Origin of the sequence: Rossellomorea sp. FM04394, assembly GCF_041889765.1 — a bacterium.
GTDB lineage: Bacteria > Bacillota > Bacilli > Bacillales > Bacillaceae_B > Rossellomorea > Rossellomorea aquimaris_B.
Window position 1 is genome coordinate 1,419,366 of sequence record NZ_CP168654.1, and the last position, 25,642, is coordinate 1,445,007.

At 41.3% G+C, this 25,642-nt stretch carries 28 protein-coding genes; 16 read left to right on the plus strand and 12 right to left on the minus strand.

Translation table 11 applies throughout. The features are described 5' to 3' along the window. Positions 1-151: 151 nt before the first annotated feature. Both ACCB35_RS07130 and ACCB35_RS07135 read right to left on the minus strand, forming a co-directional pair. Complete coding sequence (locus ACCB35_RS07130; protein ID WP_034763303.1) at positions 152-331, minus strand: hypothetical protein; 180 nt, start codon at positions 329-331, stop codon at positions 152-154. A 241-nt stretch (positions 332-572) separates the two neighbouring features. Further along, on the minus strand, positions 573-1,109 hold the full coding sequence (locus tag ACCB35_RS07135) for a DUF3267 domain-containing protein (protein ID WP_374056339.1): 537 nt from the start codon (positions 1,107-1,109) through the stop codon (positions 573-575). 193 nt (positions 1,110-1,302) lie between these two features. On the opposite strand from ACCB35_RS07135, the gene ACCB35_RS07140 reads away from it, so the two are divergent. Beyond that, positions 1,303-1,632, plus strand: a complete 330-nt coding sequence (locus tag ACCB35_RS07140) for a DUF1878 family protein (protein ID WP_374056340.1) — start codon at positions 1,303-1,305, stop codon at positions 1,630-1,632. A gap of 1 nt (position 1,633) precedes the next feature. On the opposite strand, the gene ACCB35_RS07145 is transcribed toward ACCB35_RS07140, so the two are convergent. Both ACCB35_RS07145 and ACCB35_RS07150 read right to left on the minus strand, forming a co-directional pair. Next, on the minus strand, positions 1,634-2,209 hold the full coding sequence (locus tag ACCB35_RS07145) for an HTH-type transcriptional regulator Hpr (RefSeq protein WP_044337788.1): 576 nt from the start codon (positions 2,207-2,209) through the stop codon (positions 1,634-1,636). A gap of 381 nt (positions 2,210-2,590) precedes the next feature. Beyond that, the gene (locus tag ACCB35_RS07150) at positions 2,591-2,962 is read right to left on the minus strand and encodes a YtxH domain-containing protein (RefSeq protein WP_374056341.1); all 372 of its coding nucleotides are present in this window, start codon (positions 2,960-2,962) and stop codon (positions 2,591-2,593) included. 164 nt (positions 2,963-3,126) lie between these two features. Here ACCB35_RS07150 and ACCB35_RS07155 point away from each other — a divergent pair, with 164 nt between their 5' ends. Next, on the plus strand, positions 3,127-3,321 hold the full coding sequence (locus ACCB35_RS07155) for a hypothetical protein (protein ID WP_044337786.1): 195 nt from the start codon (positions 3,127-3,129) through the stop codon (positions 3,319-3,321). Between the two features lie 69 nt (positions 3,322-3,390). Here ACCB35_RS07155 and ACCB35_RS07160 read toward each other — a convergent pair whose 3' ends face one another. Both ACCB35_RS07160 and ACCB35_RS07165 read right to left on the minus strand, forming a co-directional pair. Beyond that, positions 3,391-3,927, minus strand: a complete 537-nt coding sequence (locus ACCB35_RS07160) for a tryptophan transporter (protein ID WP_044337785.1) — start codon at positions 3,925-3,927, stop codon at positions 3,391-3,393. 158 nt (positions 3,928-4,085) lie between these two features. Further along, complete coding sequence (locus tag ACCB35_RS07165) at positions 4,086-4,508, minus strand: HIT family protein (protein WP_374056342.1); 423 nt, start codon at positions 4,506-4,508, stop codon at positions 4,086-4,088. Positions 4,509-5,217: 709 nt separating this feature from the next. Between ACCB35_RS07165 and ACCB35_RS07170 the strand changes: the two genes are divergently transcribed. The 4 genes from ACCB35_RS07170 to ACCB35_RS07185 all read left to right on the plus strand — a co-directional run bounded on the left by ACCB35_RS07170 (position 5,218) and on the right by ACCB35_RS07185 (position 8,502). After that, positions 5,218-5,961 (plus strand): ABC transporter ATP-binding protein, encoded by a 744-nt coding sequence (locus ACCB35_RS07170; RefSeq protein ID WP_374056343.1) that lies wholly within the window; start codon positions 5,218-5,220, stop codon positions 5,959-5,961. Beyond that, on the plus strand, positions 5,951-7,180 hold the full coding sequence (locus tag ACCB35_RS07175) for an ABC transporter permease (protein WP_374056344.1): 1,230 nt from the start codon (positions 5,951-5,953) through the stop codon (positions 7,178-7,180). The genes ACCB35_RS07170 and ACCB35_RS07175 overlap by 11 nt, the downstream gene beginning before the upstream one ends. A gap of 66 nt (positions 7,181-7,246) precedes the next feature. Next, on the plus strand, positions 7,247-7,951 hold the full coding sequence (locus ACCB35_RS07180; RefSeq protein ID WP_374056345.1) for an EcsC family protein: 705 nt from the start codon (positions 7,247-7,249) through the stop codon (positions 7,949-7,951). Positions 7,952-8,094: 143 nt separating this feature from the next. Beyond that, on the plus strand, positions 8,095-8,502 hold the full coding sequence (locus tag ACCB35_RS07185) for a hypothetical protein (RefSeq protein ID WP_374056346.1): 408 nt from the start codon (positions 8,095-8,097) through the stop codon (positions 8,500-8,502). A gap of 44 nt (positions 8,503-8,546) precedes the next feature. Here ACCB35_RS07185 and ACCB35_RS07190 read toward each other — a convergent pair whose 3' ends face one another. After that, on the minus strand, positions 8,547-9,752 hold the full coding sequence (locus ACCB35_RS07190; RefSeq protein WP_374056347.1) for a M20 family metallopeptidase: 1,206 nt from the start codon (positions 9,750-9,752) through the stop codon (positions 8,547-8,549). Between the two features lie 99 nt (positions 9,753-9,851). Here ACCB35_RS07190 and ACCB35_RS07195 point away from each other — a divergent pair, with 99 nt between their 5' ends. After that, positions 9,852-10,451, plus strand: coding sequence for a phosphatase PAP2 family protein (locus ACCB35_RS07195; protein ID WP_374056348.1), 600 nt, complete (start codon positions 9,852-9,854; stop codon positions 10,449-10,451). A 38-nt stretch (positions 10,452-10,489) separates the two neighbouring features. On the opposite strand, the gene ACCB35_RS07200 is transcribed toward ACCB35_RS07195, so the two are convergent. Then, on the minus strand, positions 10,490-11,887 hold the full coding sequence (locus ACCB35_RS07200; protein WP_374056349.1) for a hypothetical protein: 1,398 nt from the start codon (positions 11,885-11,887) through the stop codon (positions 10,490-10,492). Between the two features lie 241 nt (positions 11,888-12,128). On the opposite strand from ACCB35_RS07200, the gene liaF reads away from it, so the two are divergent. Genes liaF through ACCB35_RS07215 form a run of 3 tightly spaced genes read left to right on the plus strand, consistent with a single transcriptional unit; the run spans position 12,129 to position 14,681 of the window. Next, positions 12,129-12,944 (plus strand): cell wall-active antibiotics response protein LiaF, encoded by an 816-nt coding sequence (gene liaF, locus ACCB35_RS07205; protein ID WP_374056350.1) that lies wholly within the window; start codon positions 12,129-12,131, stop codon positions 12,942-12,944. Positions 12,945-12,981: 37 nt separating this feature from the next. Next, positions 12,982-14,010, plus strand: a complete 1,029-nt coding sequence (locus ACCB35_RS07210) for a sensor histidine kinase (RefSeq protein ID WP_374056351.1) — start codon at positions 12,982-12,984, stop codon at positions 14,008-14,010. 17 nt (positions 14,011-14,027) lie between these two features. Continuing rightward, a complete protein-coding gene (locus ACCB35_RS07215) occupies positions 14,028-14,681 on the plus strand; it encodes a response regulator (protein ID WP_374056352.1) in 654 nt (217 codons plus the stop codon). A 108-nt stretch (positions 14,682-14,789) separates the two neighbouring features. On the opposite strand, the gene ACCB35_RS07220 is transcribed toward ACCB35_RS07215, so the two are convergent. Then, on the minus strand, positions 14,790-15,365 hold the full coding sequence (locus ACCB35_RS07220; protein WP_374056353.1) for a cysteine hydrolase family protein: 576 nt from the start codon (positions 15,363-15,365) through the stop codon (positions 14,790-14,792). 188 nt (positions 15,366-15,553) lie between these two features. After that, entirely contained in the window at positions 15,554-16,060 is a 507-nt protein-coding gene (locus ACCB35_RS07225) for an antibiotic biosynthesis monooxygenase (RefSeq protein WP_374056354.1), read from the minus strand. 276 nt (positions 16,061-16,336) lie between these two features. Between ACCB35_RS07225 and hemE the strand changes: the two genes are divergently transcribed. The 3 genes from hemE to hemY all read left to right on the plus strand — a co-directional run bounded on the left by hemE (position 16,337) and on the right by hemY (position 19,898). Continuing rightward, positions 16,337-17,368, plus strand: a complete 1,032-nt coding sequence (gene hemE / locus ACCB35_RS07230; RefSeq protein ID WP_374056355.1) for a uroporphyrinogen decarboxylase — start codon at positions 16,337-16,339, stop codon at positions 17,366-17,368. Between the two features lie 90 nt (positions 17,369-17,458). After that, on the plus strand, positions 17,459-18,388 hold the full coding sequence (gene hemH / locus ACCB35_RS07235; protein ID WP_374056356.1) for a ferrochelatase: 930 nt from the start codon (positions 17,459-17,461) through the stop codon (positions 18,386-18,388). A gap of 112 nt (positions 18,389-18,500) precedes the next feature. Continuing rightward, positions 18,501-19,898, plus strand: coding sequence for a protoporphyrinogen oxidase (gene hemY / locus ACCB35_RS07240; protein ID WP_374056357.1), 1,398 nt, complete (start codon positions 18,501-18,503; stop codon positions 19,896-19,898). A 120-nt stretch (positions 19,899-20,018) separates the two neighbouring features. On the opposite strand, the gene ACCB35_RS07245 is transcribed toward hemY, so the two are convergent. After that, positions 20,019-21,425, minus strand: coding sequence for a LysM peptidoglycan-binding domain-containing protein (locus ACCB35_RS07245; protein WP_374056358.1), 1,407 nt, complete (start codon positions 21,423-21,425; stop codon positions 20,019-20,021). 187 nt (positions 21,426-21,612) lie between these two features. Between ACCB35_RS07245 and ACCB35_RS07250 the strand changes: the two genes are divergently transcribed. The 3 genes from ACCB35_RS07250 (at position 21,613) to ACCB35_RS07260 (ending at position 25,415) form a co-directional block, all read left to right on the plus strand. Then, positions 21,613-22,188 carry a TetR/AcrR family transcriptional regulator gene (locus ACCB35_RS07250; protein WP_374056359.1) on the plus strand — a complete coding sequence of 192 codons (576 nt, stop codon included), beginning with the start codon at positions 21,613-21,615 and terminating at the stop codon, positions 22,186-22,188. Positions 22,189-22,306: 118 nt separating this feature from the next. After that, positions 22,307-24,514 (plus strand): YhgE/Pip family protein, encoded by a 2,208-nt coding sequence (locus tag ACCB35_RS07255; RefSeq protein ID WP_374056360.1) that lies wholly within the window; start codon positions 22,307-22,309, stop codon positions 24,512-24,514. A 148-nt stretch (positions 24,515-24,662) separates the two neighbouring features. Further along, positions 24,663-25,415, plus strand: a complete 753-nt coding sequence (locus ACCB35_RS07260) for a FixH family protein (protein ID WP_374056361.1) — start codon at positions 24,663-24,665, stop codon at positions 25,413-25,415. 63 nt (positions 25,416-25,478) lie between these two features. Here the strand turns inward: ACCB35_RS07260 and yhfH are convergent, their stop codons facing one another. Beyond that, positions 25,479-25,613, minus strand: coding sequence for a protein YhfH (yhfH, locus tag ACCB35_RS07265; protein ID WP_079533738.1), 135 nt, complete (start codon positions 25,611-25,613; stop codon positions 25,479-25,481). Between the last annotated feature and the right edge of the window lie 29 nt (positions 25,614-25,642).

Below are 25,642 nucleotides of genomic sequence, written 5' to 3' on the forward strand. Positions count from 1 at the left end.
CCGGATCTGCTTTGTTTTTATGGTTTTCTAATTGTCCAGCTCCGGCGGCTAGCCCCTCGAGGTCATAACTAAAAAATCCCCAAAGGCAAAGAACGCCTTCAGGGATTTCCCAGTTATGCTTGTCGGGGCTGACCAAGCAGCCTCCGCTTTTCTATGTAAAAAGTATTTCTATATAAGAAGAAACCAGTAAGATGGTGATTAGGATATTGATGGTTCTAAACACCTTAGGTTGGCGTTCTTCAGGTATTTCTTTTTGTAAACATAATGCGTTTGTCATTTTATTTATATAAAATAAGATGAAAACTGCAAACACTAAAAACATGGAGATCATCCAAACCCCTCCCCGTTATCTCCTATAAGCTATACATTACCAAATTATTTCTCTAATTGGTAGCGAGAGTATTGCCGAAATCGTGCAAAAAAGACTTTTTCGCATTCTTTGTTACATTCAACCCAGTGCAGGTAGGTATTTATGAGCACGTAATCGAAGAATTTCACCAAAGAGACCTTTGATAAAAATAGAAGGATGACTTATACCATCGAGTGTATGTTTCAATGGCCATCCATCATCCTTACTGATAAATCAATATTTCGTATCCATCATCATTCTCTTCAATTAATGCATCCTTTGGCGAATCCATTAGTTGTCTCGCATAAATAAAGTCAATGGCGCAGATTCCGGAATGGAATGCAAGCAGCATTGAAAAGTAATGAGAGTAGTGTGGGAAATAGATGCATCCGTATATCAAAATGCCGTTTAGTATGAAGAAGGGTGCCAACAGTGCAAGCATATAACGGAACTTTGAGATAGGCTGATCCACCCGCAATGAAACGATCGGTAATAGATATAGTTTTCGATTGCATCTGCATTTGATTTTTTTAACAAAGGGCAGAATGGGTACAACGTGAAAAAACTTATGCAATGGATATATACTTAACAGTCCTATTAAGAATCCAAGGAAATGGTTATCATAGAATGCGCTAGGGAATAGTAAGTTAATTGGTACGTATATTAATGAGAATACCATCATCATGATGATGGATGAAAGTAAAAAGACTCGGTAAAACCCGAATTGTTTTTCCAGATTGATTGTTTTCCAGCAATGCATAAAAAAATCGCCTCCATTAGACGAATAGGTTTTAGATAAGTGCTTTACATACTTTATTACGATTGCCGGAAAAAATCAATACATTTTGCCATGATTTTTTCTTATTTTTTAGGCGAAGTTTTTGGGACAGGTATGTTATAGTTTTGTACAATGAGAGTATGAGAATTTGTGCAATGAATGGAGGGTGATTAATATGAATGAATTAGAGAAACGTTTAGAGAAACTTGAGTATTATCAACGATTGATGGTTGATATGATTCCCGAAAATGGTTTTCCATTTCATCGATTAATTATTCGTAATGGTTTGTCGGAGAGAGAAGTGAAGGAGTTCTTTATCACTTGTGATAGATTGAGCATGAAACTTGAAAAGCAAAAAGCGGAAGGATTTGTGTACAATACTCCGCTTTTCAAAGAGTTTGAAGAAGAGCTTCATTCAAAGCTGAAGGTTCAGGAAGTGGTGGATGGCTGTTTATCTCAAAACCTCTATCCAGCTTTGATGAAACTTTTAAAGAAGAGCTTGTAGATCAAGCCAGTTCTTCTTCATCCTGAAATAGTTCTCCCAGTTTTCCGTTATCATCAGAAAAATCATTTTCAATGTTATGAAACGATTTTTCAAATATCTCCATAAAATCATTCCCATATATATTTCGTACGACGGTCATCATCTCGATCATTTCAGGGAACTTTCCATATAATTCTCTTAATGGAGAAACTCCTTGGAAGATTGAGTGACTTTCAGGCTTATAGTTCTTCATTAGTTCGAGAAGGATTTTTTCCCCTTTGTCCGTCAATTGAATATAGGTGTTTCGTTTATCGTTCTCCCGTTTAGAAAACTGCAGTAATTCCCGTTCTTCTAATTTCTTGGAGAAGTTAAATGCAGTCGAAACATGCATAACACCAAACTTGGCCACATCTGAAATAGAAGCACCCTTTAAATGATACGCAATCCAGAGAATATGATGTTCGTTAATATTTAAGTCGTATGGCTTTATCCATTGCTGCCAGTCCTTTTCTATGGCCTTCCACAGAGCCTTACTAAGCTGGGCCATTCTTTGACTGAAGAGCATAGCCTCTTTCAAAGTAAATTCTCTTTCCTTCATCTCATTCACCCACTTTGCTAGAAAATCTTTTTTGAATTTAAGTAGTACGAAAATGACTCACCAAAACAACTATCATAAAAAAGAAAGCGCTTATATTTTATTATGCCAATAAAGTAATAATTAATAAAGGTTAAATTGACAAAATTTTTCGAAGTATATAATTTTTGGCTGATATATTCATAGGAAAACAGCAGTCGGTGAGTAGATGAATACTGTGATGACGGGATTTGTAAGTGTAATCATTATATTGAAAGAAAAGAAAGGAGTATATTTAATTTTTTAAATGTTTCTGCAGAAACGTTACAATCCCCCTATCCAATTAAAGTAAAAAAAGTCCCGCAGCCTTCCATCATTAGTGAATGGAGGGATGCGGGGTTTTGGTTATTGATTCGTAGTGTTTGCTGTGTTAATCGATTTTTCCAAGTCTTCGATGGTTCTTTGGATGGATTGGATCTCTTCTTGAAGTCGTCGATTATTTGGTTCTGTCGAAGCCTGCCATTGCTTGAATGAAGCTTGAAGATCCTTTGATAGCTGAAGGACCGTTTCTTTTCCTTCTTGAGACAGGGTGCCGATGGATTCTTTCAATTCACCAATATGGACCTTCATCTCATCGATTATTTCTGACCAATCGTCCTTCTTGTCTTTAATTTGTGCCCGGATTTCTTTCCCTGATGAAGGAGACGTCAGAAGAGATGCTACTCCTCCAACCACTCCACCAATTAAAAGCCCGTAAGCAAGAGATTTTTTATTCACTATGATCACCTCGTTCTTCTACTTCTATAATACTCTATTTCTACAATCAACATGTATTCTCCTTTTCCCTTTTAGAACAGATTAAAACAAGTGAATTCATAACCTGCTTATTTTCAGCATAAAAATAAAGGTAAGAGGTGGAGTAAAGGAGGGGGTTCTAAGTAATGGACGGGATAATTTTTGGGTTCTTTGCTCTCTGTGGCGTATTATTTCTAAGTATGGTGTATAACTTCATTACCATTCAAAGGCCGGGAATGTATCCTCCTAAGAATATACTGAAAAAGCGTGCTGCCATATTGGGATCCGGTGGGGTGATCACTTTTTTAATTGGGGTACTCTTGTGGGTTGCTGTCAAGTAAGGAATTGGAAAAAAGCCCTCCATTTAATGCCGGTAGCATATTTAATGGAGGGCTTTACTATGATCTAATTTAGGATAGCTGTTCTGTTGTAACAGCTTCTCGAATGGTTGAACGTTTTAAAATCCCGTTAATGATTGGATATACCACAAACATTGCTCCAGCGTTAACTAGTGTAGCCGGAAGTACGACTGCTGCAAATAAAGCAAAAAATGCTCCAGGCAGACCGACAATCACATAAGCAGAAAGTAAGAAGACACTTCCTGATACGAGTGTACCAATAGCTGTCAGAACAGAAGCTCCTACAAGTGAACGAGTGATTTTTTTAGTGGCCAGGAAAAGTCCGTAAAAAACGAATGCCGTGATCGGCTTATCGATCAGGTTAGGTAAGAATCCACCAGGGAACTGAGTTGTTAATCCTGAAATAACCCCTGTTAATAAACCTAATAACAATACGTTCTTCTTGGCTGGAAATAATATAATGCCAAGAAACATCATTGTCAGCATCATATCCGGCTTCATCCCTAAGAAAATTCCCGGGATCACTGTGTGCAGGACAGCTCCGATCCCTACTAATAATGACAGGGATACAAGTGTTTTTGTATTCATTTCTCATCTCTCCTCAACTAAACTATACTTTTTGCTTCTCCTAATGTGCACTGTTGCCATTAGCGAAAAGATAGGTATATTATAACATACAGGGTATCGTTGTCAAAGATTAATTATTCTGAAAAAGTGCCTGATCCAAGGGGATCAGGCACTTTTCTTTATGTCAGATGCTGGGCAATGGATTCAGCTATTCCTTTCAGGTCTTCTGAATTGTAGTCATCGTTATGTGTCTTCCAGACGGCTCCAAAGCCATCTCCCTGGCCATAGCGGGGAATGAAATGCATGTGGAAATGGAAGACGGATTGTCCTGCTTCTTCACCTGCATTGCTTAACAGGTTCATTCCGACTGGGTTAAACTCGGCCTTGATACTGTCAGCAATCTTAGGTGCAACAGAGAAAAGGTGGCTTGCAATATCAGGAGTCAGTTCATAGATATTTTCTTTATGTACTTTAGGAATAAGTAATGTATGCCCTTTCGTCACCTGGCTAATATCAAGGAAAGCAAGGACATGCTCATCCTCGTACACTTTCATAGCAGGAATTTCACCGTCGATAATCTTGCAAAAAATACAGTCACTCAATGCTTTCTCCACCTTTCATTAATGGCATTTTTATGTATTTTATCATGAAAGAGAAAATAAATGAAGAAGAGACAGGAACGATTTTCCTGCCTCTCTTCTTGAAGGGGTAATACTATAAAGGTTTATATGTCAGGCTTCATTCTCTTTGATAAACACCTCATTCGCTAGTAGCTTCGAAATGTGTACCATTCTGGGTTAGAATGAAAATTGTTCAATGCGACCATCCCCTTATCTTTTCGCTATTTAAGCAATTCAGACAATAGAAACTGTTAGCCGTCTTGGACAAACACCTCATTTGCTATAAGGATGATATGTGTAAACCATTAGAAACATGAATGACTTTGTGCAATGTGACCATCCCCTTATCTCCTAAGCTTAATAAGCTAATAAAGTAAGTTGATTCAGTCAAAGTGTGCTTTAACAAACACCTCATTTATCAATTTTTTGAACAAATGAATATGGTGAGTGTGTCATTCACTATAGAAGACGACAATCCTTACAGTCGCAAACAATAGTGAAATCGGTTAGCTGGTCTTTAACAACCATCCCCTTTTTCTTATTGCTGGCCCCTTCAAATATTATGATGTGCAAATCGGGTAGAGTTATGAATGTTAAAATGTGGAATGAGAAACTGGATTAACAATGCCTTTACCATGAAATTTTGATAAAATAGAGAAAACCATGTAGAAGAGAAAGGACGTTGCTGCTCGTGTCATTATTAGAAATCAAACACCTGGTTGGCGGATATACCCGAAAACCGGTATTAAAGGATATATCATTTTCCATACATTCAAATGAAATTGTCGGATTAATCGGCCTGAACGGGGCAGGGAAAAGTACGACTATCAAGCATATAATCGGTCTCATGGAACCCAAGCAAGGAGAAGTGTCCATAAATGGTCATACCTTGAAGAGTGATGCCGATCAGTATCGAAAACAGTTTTCATACATACCGGAAACGCCGATTCTTTATGATGAGCTTACCCTTGAAGACCATTTAAAACTCACAGCCATGGCTTATGGATTATCAGAGTCTGAATATAAAGGTAGAATTGATAAATTATTGAAGGCCTTTCGTATGGAGAAAAAAATGAGCTGGTTTCCTGCCCATTTTTCAAAAGGGATGAAGCAAAAGGTGATGATCATGTGCGCTTTTCTCATTCAGCCCAGTCTTTATATCATCGACGAACCTTTTGTTGGATTAGACCCACTTGGGATTCAGTCGCTGCTGGATTGGATGCAGGAAATGAAGCAAAGTGGAGCTGGAATACTGATGTCTACGCATATTTTAGCAACGGCAGAAAGATATTGTGACTCATTCATCATCCTTCATGAAGGGAAAATTCGCGCAAAAGGTACGCTTCAGGAACTTCGTACGGAATTCTCCATGCCGGATGCGACTTTAGATGATATTTATATCCAGCTGACAAAGGAAGAATCCCATGATGAATAAGGTGGAAAGTATTTGGAAGAAACGAATCCTAGAGTATAATCAAGAGCTTCAAAAGTACTTGAAATACATGTTTAACGATCATTTATTATTCGTCCTGATTTTTGCATTGGGAGGAGCAGCGTATACGTATAACCAATGGGTGAAAACCCTGGATCCGGCTTTTCCGGCACCACTCATCATGGCGGTGATCCTAGGTCTCTTACTGGCATGGAGTCCCGTTTATACGTTTCTGAGGGAAGCGGATGCCGTGTTTCTATTGCCATTAGAAATGCGCCTATCCCGTTATTTCACCAAATGCATCTGGATCAGTTTCATGTTTCAATCGTATATTCAGCTGCTCGTATTGGCTGCACTGATGCCAATGTATGTAGCTGTATCGGGCAACAGCTTTGGAAGCTTCTTTCCGTTACTTGGCTTTGTTTTAGCATTAAAGGTCTGGAACCTGTATGTACGCTGGTTTATGCTGCGATTTCAGGAAAAGGAAGCTCATTGGATCGACAGCTTTATGCGCTTTTTATTAAGCGGTGCTCTCGTCTTTTTAGTGTTATCTGGCGCTGCTATCGTGATGGTCGTAGTTGTTGCCACCATCATGATCGGATATGCGCTCTACTTTTATCAGTCAACAAAAGGAAGAAATCTTAAATGGGATTTGTTAATCGACCTGGAGCAGCAGCGGATGCTGATTTTCTACCGAATCGCCAATATGTTCACAGATGTACCTAAGCTGAAAGGGAAGGTGCACAGGAGAAAATGGCTTGATGGAATGGTGAAAACATCATTCTCCCAAGCATCTACTTATCGCTATTTGTATCTTCGCTCCTTGGTGAGGACAAGTGAATATTCAGGTCTTTATCTTCGATTGACCCTGATCGGCGTTTTGCTGATTTATTCAAATTCGTCCTTTATTTTCAGCATTCTGACGGCTTTGGTGTTTCTGTATTTAACTGCTTTTCAGCTCATACCATTGTTTAAACGGTTTGATTATAAAATTTGGGTGCTCATTTATCCCGTATCAAGGGAATTAAAGAAATCATCCTTCCAAAAAATCATGAATCAGGCGATGATGATCCAATCAGTTGTATTTTCCCTTCCTTTATTCATTAAGGGGGCTTGGATGGAAGGATTGATCACCCTCCTGGCTGGGCTGTCATTCTCCATTTTGTTCAGCCAATTTTACTTAGTAAAGCGATTGAAAAAGATGGAAGAAACATTGTTTTAGTGAAACTATCCAGTGGGAAAGAACGTATAGATTGAGTAAGCCGATAAAAAAGGACGGTGGTTCAGTGTGAACCATGAAAGAGAGGAACTCAGTTCCTGGAAACGTAAGTTCAGTAGAAAATCGTCTATCTTTCAACGGGTTTCTAAGCAAGCTCAAACAAAAGTGAATCAATTGATCCCTGAGAAAGCGCACAAATTGGTAACGGAAAGCATTAAGAGGATGGTAGAAGTTACGTTAAAGGGCAGCGAGTGGGTACCTCTTCATCAGATATCATTGAAGGCTTCATTAGAGGAAAGAGAAAAGCTAATGAAGGAACGGATGGAATTTTACCGAAAAGCTGCGACGATTGAAGGAGCAGGTACAGGTGCAGGAGGAATCTTTCTCGGCCTCGCGGATTTCCCCTTGCTCTTATCAATCAAAATGAAATTTCTGAGCGAATGCTCTGCCATTCATGGGTATGATGTAAAACAATATGAAGAACGACTGTTTCTTCTGTATGTCTTTCAACTGGCATTCTCCAGTGATTCCCATAAAAAACATGTCCTTTACATCATCGAAAACTGGGATGAGGAAAAAGAAAAGCTGATGGAATTGGATTGGCGAACCTTTCAACAGGAGTATCGGGATTACATCGATTTCGTAAAATTGTTTCAACTCATTCCGGGGGTAGGGGCGGTCGTTGGAGCTTATGCAAACTATCAGCTTCTTGATCAACTCGGGGAAGTGGCAAAATTTGCTTATCGGATTCGGTACTTTAATGATTTAGAATAGTAGCGAGGGAAGGTCGATCATGATGGTCGATCTTTTTTTGTGATGTGGGCTTTACGGGAAACGAACGCATTTTTTTATTTCCTCTGAATATTCAGGTATAGTTAGGTAGTACTGTTACATTGATTTAGAGAGGTGTTTACTTGATGAACAAACGTAAAAAGGGATTGAAGCTGTTAGGACTTATCCTATTCTCATTCTTCTTCTTTTTAGCAGGGGTGTTTCACTTTATTGAAGCGCAAGGATTTGCCCGAATGATTCCTGAATTCATACCCCTGAGAGAAGAAATCATTTATATTACGGGAATGATTGAATTTATATTAGCTGTGCTGCTGCTCATTCCAAAGACACGTGAAAAAGCCGGAATCATAACAGCGATTTATTTAGTTCTCATCTTTCCTGCCAATATCTATGCGGCCATTAAAGGAATTCCAGCTCCAGGGAATGAAGAAGCGAATGTAGTGCTGCTTTGGGTGAGGTTATTGTTTCAACCTCTCCTGATCTGGTGGGTATTGGTGGTAAGTAAGATCGAGAAAAATCATCGCTTTTATTAAGAGTAAAGGATCAGGCCTTATGGTACCTGATCCTTTTTTATGAGTCAATTTGTCAGCGTCGTTTCTGTGGCAGAATGCCTTTGTTGATATTCGATGGTAGCAGACGCCAGTGATTTAGCGGCTATCAGAAGAGCCTTTTCATTAATATCAAACTTGGGGTGATGGTGGGGGAAGGCAACTTCAACATTTTCGGGCTTGGCTCCTGTAAAAAAGAAGGTACCCTTTACATGTTCTAAGTAATGAGAGAAATCTTCCCCGCCCATTTGCATTTCAATTTCTTCCACTCTATGAACTTCATCGACTTTATCCACACTTTGAATCAACAGATCCGTTTCTTCTGCGTGATTAACGACAGCAGGATATCCCCGTTCATACACATATTTATACTCGCAACGTGCTGAAAGACATGCACCTTTCAGGATTTGTTCAATCTCTTCTTCAATAAAGTCTCTGACCTCAGGATTGAATGTACGGACGGTTCCAATGAGTTTAGCGGAATCGGCAATCACATTGAATGCGTTATCTGCCATGAAGGAACCGATTGTGACGACGGCCGGGTCGATCGGGTTCACTCTTCTGCTGACAATTTGTTGTAGTTCGGAAACAACCTGAGCTCCGATCACGATGGAATCCTTTGTTTTATGAGGTTGTGCCCCGTGCCCCCCGGACCCCTTGATGACGATTTCAAATCTATCAGCAGCAGCCATGATGGGACCTGTTCGATATAGGACCTTTCCAAGAGGTTCACTTGACCATAAATGAGTTCCGAAAATAACATCCACTCCATCTAGGCAGCCCGCTTCAATCATGGGTTTCGCTCCTCCTGGTGCATATTCTTCCGCATGCTGATGAATAAGAACCACTGTACCATAAAGCTTACTGCGCATTTCATGCAGGGTTTTACCCAATACTAACAGGGTTGCTGTATGACCGTCATGTCCGCATGCATGCATGACTCCTGGAACGGTGGAGCGATATTCCACATCCTTTTCATCCTGGATGGGAAGGGCATCAAAGTCTGCACGAAGAGCTACCGTTTTACCGGGGAGAGCTCCTTCGATTCTTGCGACTACCCCATTGCCGCCGACATGTTCCTTAACTGTAACGCCGATGCTTTTGTAGTATTCAGCTATGTATGCAGCTGTATTTTTCTCTTGGAAGGATAATTCAGGATGTTGATGAAGAAATCTTCTGATCTCAACCATTTCTATCCAACGTTCTTCTAATTTCTGATATAATTCATTCAGCAAGTGCACAACCTCCTAATATTTGATGAATATTACGAATATTATAACACTAAATATTGAGTGGGAAGTGGGTAATTAGAGTGAAATCCAAGGAGGATCAAGATGAAGAAGTTTCAATACATAACGGCCATCATTTCATTTGTACTGTTTATGACCATCGCGCATTTTGTTTTTTATGAAATGGAGATTTTCGGTGAGGATTATTTATTGTCAAACATGCGCAACCTTCACTTTATTGAATTGTTTTCCGTAATCGGCACTGAATTAGTGATCGGGATCACATCCATCGCCCTTATTTTATATCTTTGGTGGGCCAAGAAGGACTTTGTGGGAATCATCACAGTTGTTGTCCTGGTAGCCGGAAGTAACGTGCTGAATAAAACAATCAAAGGTTTGATGGAAAGAGAGAGACCTCCGTTCTCACATGGAGAGGAAGGGTTCAGCTTTCCAAGCGGCCATGCCATGGTGGGACTGGTCTTCTTACTCGTCATTGCTTATTTCATCAGTAAAGAGGTTTCTTCCACAGGAGCAAAAATAACGCTCTATATAGTGGCCATCACCCTTTCCGCGCTGACAGGACTCAGCAGGATAGTGGAACAGGCTCACTATCCATCAGATGTCGCAGCCGGATACCTGCTCGGATACTCCTTTTTCGTACTGTGCATCTTTCTCTATGAGAAGAGGCCGAAACAAGAAAAATAGAGGGACGGACCTAAAACAAGGTCCGTCCCTCACTATATTCAAATTAAAAACATCGCTACAATCGTGGTTGCTACTAATCCGATGACGACTGGAAGCATGTTACGTCTTGCGAGTTCGAATGGATCGACTCCACAGATGGCGGCAGCCGGGATGAGGGCCCATGGGACGAGTGTTCCACCGCCGACCCAGATGGCTGCGACTTGCCCGAGGGCGGTGAGGGTTGCGCCCCCTGAGCCAATGCTGTCTGCGAATAGATTGGCTACAGAACCTGCTAGGGAAATACCGGAAAAACCGGATCCGTCGAGGCCCGTGATCGCTCCAACTGTCGTAAGGGTGATCGCCCCGACTGCTGTAGAGAGGGGAACGACGGCAGCAAGGGATGCCCCGAGGTCATTGACGATTCCTTGCGACGTTGAAGGAAGGAAGTCGCCGATGATCGTTTGAAACCCTGAATCCCCCAAGTAGAAGAAAGCAGCGATTGGAATCACGGGACCAAACACTTTAAATCCAAACTGAAAGCCGTCAATCATGAAACTAGTCGTTTTCTCCAATCCCTTTCCTTTATAGGCTGCCAATGAAATCAAGAGAAGTATGACGATGGATGTTCCACCGATCAGTGCGGTTGCATCTCCTCCTTGAAGATCAAATAAAACCATTGCGGTAATATCCAGGGCAAATAAAATAGGGATAAGAATGGCAATTGTTCGTTTCCACACTGAAGATAACAGGTTTGGTGACTCCTCCTGGACCTGGTTGATGGACGCCAGGGAGCTCGAATCCACCGAAAGGATTCCTCTCTTCATATCTCTTTTAAGGAAAAGGAAAGCAGTAACGGTTGTGACGACACCCATCACGATAATTAGGGGGATACTTGCAGAAATAACATCTGATACAGGTATTCCGGCTGCGTCGGCTGTTAACTTCGGGGCTGCCTGAATGACAAAGTCACCGGAAAGGGCGATACCGTGTCCGAATAAATTCATGGCCATGGCAATGCCAAGTGCGGGTAATCCGACTCTAAGGGCGACTGGCACTAACACGGCACCTAGGAGGGCTACAGCAGGCGAAGGCCAGAAGAACCATGATATAAACATCATGACTAGGCCGATTGTCCAGTAAGCAAGGACCGGAGTGCGGATGAACTTCGTAAACGGCCGAATCATCACATCGTTAATCCCCGTAGACGTCAGTACCTTACTCATCGCTACGATAATGGAAATCACGAGAATGGTAGAAAGCAGTTCGGTGATGGCGAATATAAAGCTATTAAATATACTACTAATCGATCCGCTTAATGATCCTGTTGCCACCAGGGCAATACTGAAGATTCCCAGAATACATACGATCGTGGTGTCTTTCCGAAAAATCATGAATAGGATGATGAATCCTATGAAAGCTAAATAAATCCAATGAAGAGCCGTTAAATCAATCTCCATTTGGAACCCCCCCCTCTAAATCATTGCTAAACTTTGGGCATCTGCCCTGATCTGTACTATAGATTATGAAAATATTGAAAAGGTGTGATGCACGACAGAAACATTTTTTCCGTCTCGAGACTGAGGCAGAATCATGCCGATGTTCCTCAAAGACGTTGAGAAACCAATCTATAATGAAAGTCGTAACAGGAATTCATGCATATTTAGCGAAACTAATAGTAGATGTGAAGGTGGTGTCGGGATGAGGTATAAGGGAAGGAAACAATGGTTTTTCTCGTTTATGTTGATGGCGGTAGGGTTGTTGTTATTATTATTGAATATCGGTGTCATTTCCTTGGAAATAACGCAGATATTTGTCAATATTATTCCTATTTTGTTGTTGCTCCTTGGCTTGAAGTGGACGATAGACAGTTTTTTGAAGGGAAGCTTTGGGAAATTGCTGTTCGGATTATTCAGTATGGTGTTAGGGGGGCTCATTATACTCGATGGGTATGATGTAGTGGATTTCGACTATGGAAGCTGGTGGAAACTATGGCCTCTCTTCATAATTGCCATTGCCATTAATAGAGTGGGAAGAAATAAGCCCCTCAAGATTAGCATAAGCAATGAATCACCAAATAAAGAGGAGACAACTCAAATAGGTTTTGAAAACCAGCCGATGGGGGAGAAAATCCTTCAAAAGAAAAATAAAATGAACAAAGGGTTTATTGTGGGGGATATACGTTTTTCTGAGCCAAACTGGCCGCTGGAGTCAATGAATCTTTACAATGCCATTGGAGATTACTATTTTGATTTTAGTAAGGCCTTTATACCTGAAGGGGAAACCCCCATTGATATTAAGGGCTGGATAGGTGATGTAAAGATGATCATTCCAGAAAACGTTCCCGTGGAGATCACCTTGAAAGTGCAGGTGGGGGATATTAAATTATTCGATCAAAAGTCTGCTGATATTCGTTCGGAGCTTTATTACCGTTCCCCTGAATACGAGCTTGCAAGCAAAAAGATCAAACTGAACGTTAATGTAAAAATAGGATCGATTCGAATCAGCCGAGTGTGATTTGAACCGGATATATCAGGTGAAAGGAGGGGAGAGAGTGGAAAAGTCATCAAATATTCGCAACTGGATTTTTAAAAGCTTTTTCATGATGTCCATCATGACTGTCCTGCTTTTCTTTATTTCCTTGCAAATCTATCTGTACTTAGCAGACAACCCAAGCTTTTCTCTTCAGGTTTCCCTTTATATAACCATTTGGCTTGCAAGCATTCTTCTATTATTAAGCATATATTTCGGATTTCGCACAGGGTATACATTTAAAGGGAGAATTGATGATATTTCCACCTTTGTAACGCTGTTAAGAAGCGGGAAGTTTTCTGCCAGGGTGGACCGATTTGAACACGATGAGCTTGGGATCTTATCGGATGAGTTAAATCAACTTGCTGTGTTCATTCAAGAACAGGTGAAATCACTACAGAGGTTAGCCGATGAAAAATCCGAGCTTGCCGACCAGGCTCACCAGGCGGCCGTGATGGAAGAACGGCAAAGGCTGGCGAGAGATCTGCATGATTCAGTCAGTCAGCAATTATTCGCATTAAATATGCTATCTTCTGCCGCGCAAAAAAGTATCGGGAAAGACTCGAAGAAGGTTGAAATGATCGTTAAACAAGTAGCGGACATTGCGGGGAAAGCGCAAGGGGAGATGAGGGCTCTTCTCCTCCATTTACGACCGATCGATTTGAAAGGTGAAAGTCTTTGTGAAGCATTAACCATTTTAATTAGAGAATTAAAGGAAAAAACACAAATCGAGATCGAAGCAAGTCTTAATGGGATCGAGAATCTTTCAAAGGGAACCGAAACCCACATGTTCAGAATTATTCAGGAAAGCCTATCCAATATCCTGCGTCATTCTGAGGCAACGAAAGTAAAGATTGTGACGGAGAAAAAGGGTGGATATGTCACACTGTACATTAGTGATAATGGAAGAGGTTTTAACCTGAAAGAAAACAAGATGACATCTTACGGACTGCAGACGATGAGAGAACGGGCCGAGGAAATCGGAGGATTGTTTCAAATTCGTTCTAAAGAGAAAGAAGGAACGTATATTGACCTGCGGATTCCAATTTAATCGAAGGGGGAAAACAGGTGGGTAAGGTAAAGGTGATGATTGTTGATGATCACGAAATGGTTCGATTAGGAATGAAAACCTATTTGCTGACAGAGGATCGGATCGAATTTCTTGGGGAAGCAAAAAGTGGAAAAGAAGCCGCTCAGCTTGCGAAACTGTATATGCCTGATGTGATTTTGATGGATTTATTAATGGAGAACGGGAACGGGATAGACGCAACCAAGAAAATCCTGACCTTTCATCCACACTGTAAAATCATCATTCTCACAAGCTATTATGATGATGAAAAAGTGTTTCCCGCCATCGAAGCAGGAGCTCATAGTTATTTGTTGAAAACGGCAAGTGCGGAAGAAGTGACATCTGCTATTTATAAAGCGGTGAAAGGGGAGTCCGTCATTGCCTCCAAAGTGGCGGATAAAATGATGAACCGTTTCCGCACTAGGGAAGCGATGCCTCATGAGGAGCTGACCTCTAGGGAAATGGATGTATTGAAATGCCTGGGAGAAGGAATGACGAACCAGGAAGTATCAGAAGAGCTATTTATTGGGGTTAAGACTGTCAAAACTCATGTAAGTAATATCCTGAGCAAGCTTGGAGTGGCCGATCGTACGCAGGCAGCGATTTATGCAAATCGAAATGGAATCTTGTATAAAGCTGGTAGTAAAGAGTAGAAAAACTTTTGCAAGAAGAATTTATATTGAAAAAACGCAAAGGGGCTTAGTCAAAAGGGATGATTTCATCCCTTTTGACTAAGCCCCTTTGCGAAAACAAAACATTTTTTAGAATGTAACAGGTTTACTTAATTTTAATCGTGAAGAAAGAATGGATTCTGTTGAAGCGATGGTGGCGAATTCATGATGAAGATTAGCAAGTGACAGTCCGTGTACAATTTCTGCAGAAAATAATGAACCGTCATAGGAATATGTTTCAAAGCATGCTGTAGCATCAAAAGGTACCGTCACATCATACCCTAAATTCGCAGCCATCCGAACCGTACTGGACACACAGTGATTCGTCGTTAAGCCCATGACGACAAGGGAGGTAAACTTTTCCCGTTTCAGATATAAATCCAGGTCTGTATCGATAAATGCGCTGTTGACGTGCTTGATGATTTGCTTTTCGTTTCGTAGTGGAAGGAATTCTTCTATAAAATCGAAACCTGCTGAACTGGAATGCAGCGGTGATTCCATATCATTAGAAGAGTGCTGTACGTGAACGACCGGCCATGCTTTTTCTCTCCAGGCGTGAAGAAGCTGATAGGCGTTTTCTTCCATACCCGGATTATTCCGCTTTCCCCATGAAGGATGACTAAATGCCTTTTGGAAGTCAATCAGAAGCAAACACGTTTGACTCATCGGTACTCCACTCCTTTCATATACGTTGTGTAGTCTTAACCTGCAAAGTAAATATCTATGACCAATACGATAAAGTATACTGTTAATAATTTGTAATTATGTATGTACACCTTAAGTGTAATGATTAAGATTGAAGGTATAAATATCAGGATAATAAATAAGCTGCCAGGAATATGGCAGCTCATGTTTTACTCTTCACCGGTTACATGGTATTCACTCACATAGGAAGCGCGGGGAAAGATATCCTTTTTATTATCAATTCCTTCTTCCGTCCCTCGCTTTTCATGTGCTTTTTTGTATTGCTCTGACTCCTGCCAGGCAGTGAAGTTTCTCTCGTCTTCCCAGAGTGTCATAATCACATATGTATCCGTGTCTAATGGACGAAGGACCCGGATAGCCGTAAAGCCTGGAACTTCTTCGATCAATCCTGCACGATTTTTGAAGCGGTATTCAAAGAGTGGGCGCCCTTCATCTGTAACAGGGATGTTATTGAAAACCACATACCCTTTATTTTTAAGCTCACCTGATTGATCGACAATTTCATATTTCCGGGGGGATTCAAATACACTCTCTCCATTTGTCTCATGAAGCAGCATTGCATCTTTCCCCTGCATTAAGATCATGTTTTCACCTTTATGCCGATTCATTAATTTTTTTAGAAATTCATGGGTTCCCGTTGTTATATACACCTTCATTAAAATCACCTCAATTAGTTAGTAGTCTCTATTATACTCTTCCCTAATCATTTGCTCATGTAACATGATTTCTGGATATTTTTTCATCCCCCTTGAAAATCGGCAAATTTATGACATTTTCCCTTGATAACTATACAATTCTCTTTAAAACGTCTATAGTTTAAAAGGGTTACAATCCGTACGGTTCATATTAAAAATAGGACAATTTCAGAATCTAAACAAATTAGTATACAATGGGAATAATGGAGTTACATAGAAAGGTGGACGAACAAAGGTATGAAACAAATGAATGATACATTTTTACGAGCAGCAAGGGGAGAGAAGACGGACTATACTCCGGTTTGGTATATGAGACAAGCCGGGCGTTCACAACCTGAATACCGTAAAATCAAAGAGAAGTATTCTCTGTTTGAAATTACACACCAACCTGAGCTTTGTGCATATGTGACAAGGCTGCCGGTGGAACAATATGATGTGGATGCAGCGATCCTTTATAAAGACATTATGTCACCACTTCCTTCTATAGGAGTGGATGTAGAAATCAAATCAGGGATCGGTCCGGTGATCGATAACCCGATTCGTACGACAGCGGATGTAGAGAAGCTGGGGGAAATCGACCCCGAAAATGATGTTCCTTATGTACTGGATACCATTAAGTTATTGACGCAGGAGCAACTGTCCGTGCCATTGATCGGATTTGCCGGTGCACCATTTACAATGGCAAGCTACATGATTGAAGGCGGTCCTTCGAAAAACTATAATAAAACAAAAGCGTTTATGTATGCAGAACCTCAAGCCTGGTTTGCATTAATGGATAAACTTGCAAACATGACAGTGACGTATGCGAAAGCTCAAATTAAAGCAGGAGCGTCTGCTTTCCAAATTTTCGACTCATGGGTCGGTGCATTGAATATACAAGATTATCGTACATTTATTAAGCCGGTCATGGAGAAGATCTTTACAGAATTGAAGGAAGAGAACGTACCATTGATCATGTTTGGTGTTGGTGCAAGTCACTTGGCAAATGAATGGCATGACCTTCCTCTTGATGTAGTTGGTTTGGACTGGCGCCTGCCGATTAAAGAAGCAAGAGAAAGAGGCATCTCCAAAACAGTTATGGGAAATCTGGATCCTGCGATTCTGTTAGCTCCTTGGGAAGTGATCGAAGAAAGAGCCAAAGAGATCCTTGATCAAGGAATGGAACTTCCTGGCCACATCTTTAACTTGGGACACGGGGTATTTCCGCAAGTTAATCCGGATACATTAAAGCGTCTTGCAAGTTTCGTACATGAATACAGTGCCAGGTAGAGCACATTCATATGTGTGCATCCATGGATTCAACTGAAGAAACATGGCACAATAATGGAATGTATGATACTGATAATGAGGTGAAATGGTATGACAAAGAAAAAAATGGGTCTATTGGTGATGGCCTATGGAACTCCATATAAAGAAGAAGATTTGGAACGTTACTATACTCATATCCGACATGGAAGAGCTCCCTCGGCTGAATTGCTGGAAGACCTACGTGGCCGTTATGAAGCGATCGGTGGGATTTCCCCACTGGCTAAGATCACCCTGGATCAGGCGAAGAGCCTTGAAGAACATTTAAACAGCATTCAGGATGACATTGAGTTTAAAATGTATCTTGGTCTGAAGCATATCGAACCTTTCGTGGAAGACGCTGTTGAACAAATGCATAAAGATGGCATTGAAGAAGCCGTTTCGATTGTACTTGCCCCTCATTTCTCCACGTTCAGTGTTAAATCCTACAATGGACGTGCGAAGGAAACGGCAGAAAAGCTGGGTGGACCACACATTACATCCGTTGAGAGCTGGTATGATGAACCTAAATTCATTCAGTATTGGGTGGATAGAGTGAAAGAAACCTATGCAAGCATGTCAGATGAGGAAAAGAGTCATGCTGTCCTGATCGTATCTGCCCACAGTTTACCGGAACGTATCCTGCAGTCAGGCGATCCATATCCAATGCAATTAGAGGAAACAGCGAAGATGATCGCAGAGGGCGCAGGCGTGAAGGAATATGCAGTAGGCTGGCAAAGTGAAGGGAACACTCCTGATCCCTGGTTAGGTCCTGACGTTCAGGATTTAACCCGTGATCTTTATAAAGAAAAAGGATACAAGACATTCGTCTACACACCGGTAGGTTTCGTATCAGATCATCTAGAAGTGCTATATGACAATGATTATGAATGTAAAGTGGTAACAGATGATATTGGAGCTTCGTACTATCGTCCTGAAATGCCGAATGCCAAACCTGAATTCATCGATGCAATGGCAGATGTCGTGTTAAAACACCTTAAATAATTTCTCGTTTTTGGCTGAAACAAATGAAGGACTGAGGCAAATGAGTTTACACTCACCGCTTTAGTCCTTCTCTATTGTTCAATAAGATATATTGTTAAAGAAGGCGATGAACGTGTTGGAACAAAATAAAAGGGTCGTAATCATAGGTGGAGGGATCACCGGATTAACGACGGCGTACTACCTGCAACAGGAAATAAAAGAAAAAAACCTTCCCATAGAAGTAAAGCTGGTGGAAGCAACCCATCGACTCGGTGGAAAAGTGCAAACCTTGAAAAGAGACGGGTATGTGATCGAAAAGGGACCGGACTCATGTTTAGCCAGCAAACCGGAAGTCTCCCGCTTAGCGAAACGACTGGGAATCGAGGATACGCTCATCCGTAATCGTAAAGGCACGTCCTATGTGATAGCGGGTGGTGAGCTGTACCCCATACCCGGTGGATCCATCGTAGGTATTCCAACCCAAATCGCCCCTTTCATTACGACCAGTCTGTTTTCATTGACAGGAAAGATGAGGGCTGCGGCAGATTTCGTGCTTCCCCGCTCACAGGAAACAGAAGATCAGTCCCTGGGGAAATTCTTTAGAAGAAGAATGGGGGATGAAGTTGTTGACCATTTGATTGAACCACTCCTAACAGGAATCTTTGCCGGAGATATCGATCAATTAAGCTTAATGTCAACTTTCCCGCAACTCTACGAATTGGAGCAGAAACATCGCAGTTTAATAGCAGGTATCAAAAAGAGCGGCCAATCAGCCAACACGGATGAAAAAGGTAACTTCCTTACATTCACAGGAGGGCTTCAGTCCTTGATCGACGCCATGGAGGCAGGTCTGGAGCCGAACACGGTATACAAAAGCATGAAAGTAACCAACATAGAAAAAGAAGACGGCAATGATTACACGATTACCTTCACAAACGGGGAGCAATTAGAAGCCGATAGCGTAATCGTCACTACACCTCATCATGTAGTACATTCCATGTTTCCCACCTACCCATTCTTAACCTTTTTGAAAGAAATGCCAGCTACCTCGGTGGCAACCGTTGCAATGGGGTTTTCACAGGATGCCATAAAAAAAGACATCGCCGGTACGGAATTCCTTGTGTCAAGAAACAGTGACTATTCCTTGACGGCCGGTACCTGGACCCATAAAAAATGGCCACACACCGCCCCGGAAGGGAAGGCACTATTGCGATGCTACCTGGGGAAATCGGGTGACGAAACCATCGTCGATTTATCTGATGATGAAATTCAGCAGATTGTCCTTGAAGACCTGAGCAAGGTCATGGTTATAGAGGGTGCTCCTGAGTTTACGATCGTGTCCCGTTACAAGAACTCCATGCCGCAATATACAGTGGGCCACAGGGAACGGATACTGGACATGTATGAACAGGCTGAAGCGAGCCTGCCTGGACTATTTATCGCCGGGAGTTCTTATGAAGGAGTAAGTATCCCGGACTGTATCGAGCAGGGAGAAAAGACCGTATCGAAAGTATTGGAGTACCTGCAATAGGATTATGGAGGCCGCCATGGTGGCGGTCTTTTTTTGGATCTATTAGGAAAGCATTCACGCCAATTTCTTCAAGATAATCAACAGAAAAATACCTCCTGCAGACAACAGGAGGTACACCACTCACTTCACAACCCGATACCTTGAATGCTGCAGCATCCAATTCTGTGGAAAGGCAGATCCCAAAACCCAGTAACTTAAACCCCTAAGTCCATACTCATCCACCGTTTTCTGTTTGGCCAGCATGCTTCGTGCGTCTTCAAACCAGACTTCATGCTTTTGGCCGGTTTCATCCCAATAAGTGAAATAAGGGGATTGATTAACGTCGTTGTATTGAATCCTTACACCATATTTGCTTGCGAGATCAAGTGCTCCTTGAGGCGAGACCGTTTTAGCGAAGGTTCCGTCTACCCATGGAACATTCCAGTTGCGTCCATAGAGGGGAGCGCCCATCATGATTTTGTTTCTCGGTATTACGGTTACGGCGTAATCAAGTACTTTTTTCACTTCATTAATGGGGGCAATCGCCCATGGTTTTCCGCCTGCCCATCCCCATTCGTATGTCATGAGGACAACGAAATCGACAATATCTCCGTGAGCTTTATAGTCATGGGCTTCATACAAGAGTCCTTTTTGGTCAGCTCTAATTTTAGGTGCGAGGGCCGTCGATACAGAGTACCCTTTAGGTTTTAAGGCTGCAACGGTTCTTCTTAAGAAGGTATTATAATTTTCCCTGTCTTCGGGGTACACATATTCAAAATCAATATTTAATCCTTTATAGCCCTTCCTCTCCATTTTCTTCAAGATCGATTCGATTAAGGTGATTTGCAGAGATTCACTTCTAAGGATGGTGGCAACTAGGTCAGAGTCGAATTTTCCAGCTGAATAATTCGTGAGCACCATTATTGGATCCACGCTTTGATTGTACGACGCTGTAATTAAACCACTATCGTTTAATTCAGTGACAGAGCCTCCTTTTGTAATGGAATGAGTAAAGGGAGTCAGGTAGGTGAAATAGCTGCCTAATCCGTTCACTTCGGCTACTCCTTCACTGTCTGTCCTTGTGATGTAGGCGTTTACCTCCTTCGTGATTTTCGTGTTTGGAATCCTGATTTGCTGGTTTGGATAAATGAGAGAAGGATTCGAAATAGAATTGGCCTTTAAAATCTCCTGAAGCGGGACTTTATAGTTATAGGAAATGACATAAAGTGACTCACCCGATTTTACTCTATGGATAAAGGAAGGCATAACGATCAATTGACCAACGAATAGCATTGATGGATCAGAAATTTGATTGAAATCGATCAGTTCATTTAGACTAATATTATACTTTTGGCTGATGCTATACAATGTATCTCCTGGTTGTACGATGTATTCTTTTAGAGGTTCCGGAATAAGAAGACTTTGTCCAATCACGAGAATATTGGGGTTTTTCAATTGGTTTCCGTATGAAATTTGATTCATGTCTGCACCATATCGTTGAGCGATCGACCAAAGAGAATCCCCGCTTTTAACAACGTAAATATTCATAAGACACCCCCAAACAAACATTATCCTTATAGCCTATTCACGAAGGCTTAATCTATATGAGGGATGAAAGGTATACTATAAGAAAAAAAACACTTGTGGATCGGCAGGAAATGTGATAAATTATTCAATGTTAACAAAATGACCGAATTACAAATTTGGTCAAATGGTCATATTAAGGGGTGTGTTCATGGCGATCGATCGAAAAAAACAGGTTCTGGAGGCAGCGACGAATTCGTTCTCACTGTTCGGTTATAAAGCAACGACAATGGATCAAGTGGCAAAATTGGCTAATGTGGGAAAAGGGACGATTTATACTTTTTTTAGAAATAAGGAAGAATTGTTTGATGAAATTGTATCATCGTTAATCAATGAAATGAAACGGGAAGCGGAAGAAGTCATCGATCCCCAGGAATCCTTTTCTGAAAATGTTCATCGTGCATTGTTCCGCATGCTTGAATTCAGGAAAGAGCATAAGCTGACCATCAAGCTTTATCAAGAAGCCCGGGAGATGGGAACTCCTGCTGTATCGGAAGTCATTGATCGCATGGAGAAAGTGGTCATTGAGTTCGTGAGTAAACGAATTGAAAAAGCGATCGCCTCAGAAGCGATTAAGCCATGTAATCCTGAAATGACCGCCTTTGTTATGTTGAAGATGTACGTTTCACTTATTTTCGATTGGGAACGAGCACATGGTCCCCTTGATAAAGATGAAATTGCCAACCTCTTTGAACTATATTTAATTAAAGGGTTATCGAATCGATAGTCCTTCATTTTTGGCAAATAATGACCAAATGAATAAAATAGTCATTTATTTTTTTGTATAAAATGACTACTTGGACTAAATGGTCAATTATTCAAATTTAGGTAAATTGGAGGAAAACATGAAGAATTCATTTATTGGTTCAGAGTTCAAAGCGATATTCAAAAATAAGAAACTTCTCATTCCGATTCTAGCCGTCCTTTTCATCCCTGTTCTGTACAGTGGTATGTTCTTGTGGGCATTTTGGGATCCATATGAACAGTTATCAGACTTACCTGTGGCTGTAGTAAACAGCGACCAGGGAGCTGAGTTTGACGGAAAGGAATTGCATATCGGGGATGAACTTGTTGATAAACTGAAGGATAGCGAGCAATTCGACTTTCACTTTGTCGATAAGGAGGAAGCATACAAAAATTTAGAGAAACAGGATTATTACATGCTTGTTGAGATTCCGGAGGATTTCTCTGAAAATGGAACAACATTACTAGAAGATCATCCTAAAAAGCTTTCTCTGAAATATGTTCCGAATGAAAGCTTTAACTTCCTGTCCGCCCAAATCGGTGATACAGCGATGAAAGAAATCAAGGCGAGCCTTTCGAAGTCTGTCTCTGAAACCTATGCAGAGACCATGTTTGATAAAATCAAGCAAATGGGAGACGGCTACCGGACGGCCAGTGACAAAGCTGGTGAAATCAATAATGGGGCCATCGATTTATCTCAAGGTGCCAATAAGTTAAAGGATAATTTAGCCGTTTTAGCAGAAAAGAATGTTGAGATGAATGACGGTGTGGCGAAAACGCGGGCAGGTGCCGAGAAACTCGCAAAGGGTTCTCAGGAACTATCGGACGGTGTTGGGGTCATGACGGATAAATCACAACAACTATATAAAGGAACACAGGATGTCCAATCCGGAATCAATGCCCTTGCAGCAGGGATTGATAAAAGCAAGGCTGGTTTAGAGCAGGTGGATGCCGGATTAGCCAGTGCAGTTGCTAATACTTCAAGAGATTCGGAACTATACGGTGGTACTAAGAAACTGGCTGCCGGGCTTGAAGAATTGAAAGGGTATGCGAATAGTGCAGGGACAGGTGCTCAGCAAATCAATTCCGGGGCAAATGAATTGGAAAAACAATTGACTCCATTGATGGGAAGTCTTCCTGACGAGCAACGTGCTGAATTAGAAGCAGCCATTGCACAAATAAAAAATGGGGCTTCTGATCTTCAAACAGGTACAGGTGCATTAAGTAAGGGAGCAGGCGACCTTAAAAATGGTGCAGATGGTCTTACAGCCGGTATTGAGAAACTGAATAATGGCCAAATGGAGCTTCATGCCGGAGTCGGGAAATTAGTAGACGGCTCAGCCCAACTGGATGAAGGATCCAATCAGCTTCAAGCAGGTCAGGGTGAAGTTGTGAAAAACTTTGGCTTATTAAACGATAAGCTCGGTGAAGTATATCAAGGAACAGTAAGTGTCGCTTCAGGAGCAAGCGAACTAAGTTCAGGTCTCAATAAAGTATACAATGGTTCCACTCAATTAACAGATGGTTCTAAGAAACTTGCCGATGGTTCAACAGAATTAGCAGAAGGTTCAACGAAACTATCAGATGGAACAACAGAATATGAAACAAAATTAAAAGACGCATCAAAAGAAGCAAACAGTGTCAAAGCGGATGACGATACGTATGACATGATGGCTGGTCCAGTCGATGTGAAAAATGAGAAAATCAATCATGTTCCAAACTACGGAACTGGTTTTGCTCCTTATTTCTTATCTCTAGGGTTATTTGTCGGAGCACTATTAATTTCGATTGTGTATCCATTGAGAGAACCGGCAAATCGTCCTTCAAGCGGGATGAGTTGGTTCCTTGGTAAATTCACTGTCCTTACAGTGGTAGGGATCATTCAATCCCTGGTTGCAGCCGGTATTTTACTACTTGGATTAGGCCTTGAAGTGGAAAGTGTTCCATTATTCTTACTTTCTACGATCATTACGAGTCTTACATTCCTAGCCCTCATCCAAATGCTTGTAACGATTTTAGGAGATCCGGGACGCTTTGTAGCAATTATTATATTGATCCTGCAATTAACTACGAGTGCAGGGACATTCCCATTAGAATTAATCCCGAGTGCTCTGCAGCCAATCAGTGCATTGTTACCGATGACTTACTCAGTATCAGCGTTCAAAGCGGTCATCTCAAGCGGGGACTTTGCCTTCATGTGGCAGAACATCTTCATCCTGCTGGGATACTTCAGTGTGTTCATCGCATTGACAGTTGTATTCTTCATAGGGTTATTCAAGAAACAATATACGAAAACAGTAGAAGCATAAGGAAAAAAACGGGAGATGCAACACAAATCTCCCGTTTTTTCTTCATAAAATGGACAAACCATCCGTATGCATGACAGTGTATACTAATTGGTGAGAAGTACATAATGGTGAGACACTAAATAGAGAATGCCTAAAGGAGAATATAATTATGAAGAAAATAAGCTTGTTTTTGCTGGTGGGTTTCCTGGCATTGTTTATCGCTGCATGTGGTAATTCAAATGAAGATAACGGAGCAAAAGAAGACGAGAAATTGGAAGCGATTGAAGCAAAGTTAGACGTGCCTGAAAAAGGGGAAAAGGGTGAAACCGTTTCTCTATTGACTAAAGTCACTCAAGGTGATGAGAACGTCGAGGACGCTGGTGAAGTGAAATACGAGATTTGGAAAAATGGTCATAAAGAACAAAGTGAAATGATTGAAGCGATGCATGATAAAGACGGTGTATATAAAGCTGAAAAGACCTTTGAAGAAGACGGCATGTATACTGTGCAGGTCCATGTAACGGCCCGTGATATGCACACCATGCCGACAGCTGAAATTGGAATTGGAGAAGTAGAGGCAGAGGAACATGGAAAGGAAAGCGAAGACGATCACCACGGTCATCACGAAAGTTCAGTTTCCATCCATCTTATGAAGCCTGATACGATTAAGATGAACGAAGAAGCAGAAATGAACGTTCATGTGGAAAATGAAGATAAAGCACTGGGAAAAGCAGAAGTGCGTCTGGAAATTTATAAAGAGGGTCAAGAGAAGCATGAGTGGGTCGACTTAACAGAAGGTGAAGCCGGTAAGTATAATGGGTCGTATGCTTTCCCGGAAGAGGGTACATACAATGTACAGGTTCATGTGACCAAAGGTGAGGAAATTCACGAACACACAATGCAAACAGTAGAAGTACAATAAACCTAAAAGGGATGCTCTTCACTTTGAAGAGCATCCCTTTTATTACCCCTTGTTTCTTAACTCCTAGTATTCGTAATCAGTCGTACATTTCTCGCAATAAATGCCGTAGCATTCATGCTGTTCTTCAATTGTATCTCCACACTGTGCACAAGACTTAGGCGGCAAATTTCGAAAGAACTCCACAATATTTTTTACCATGTTAATCACCCTCCGTAAATTTTTTCACC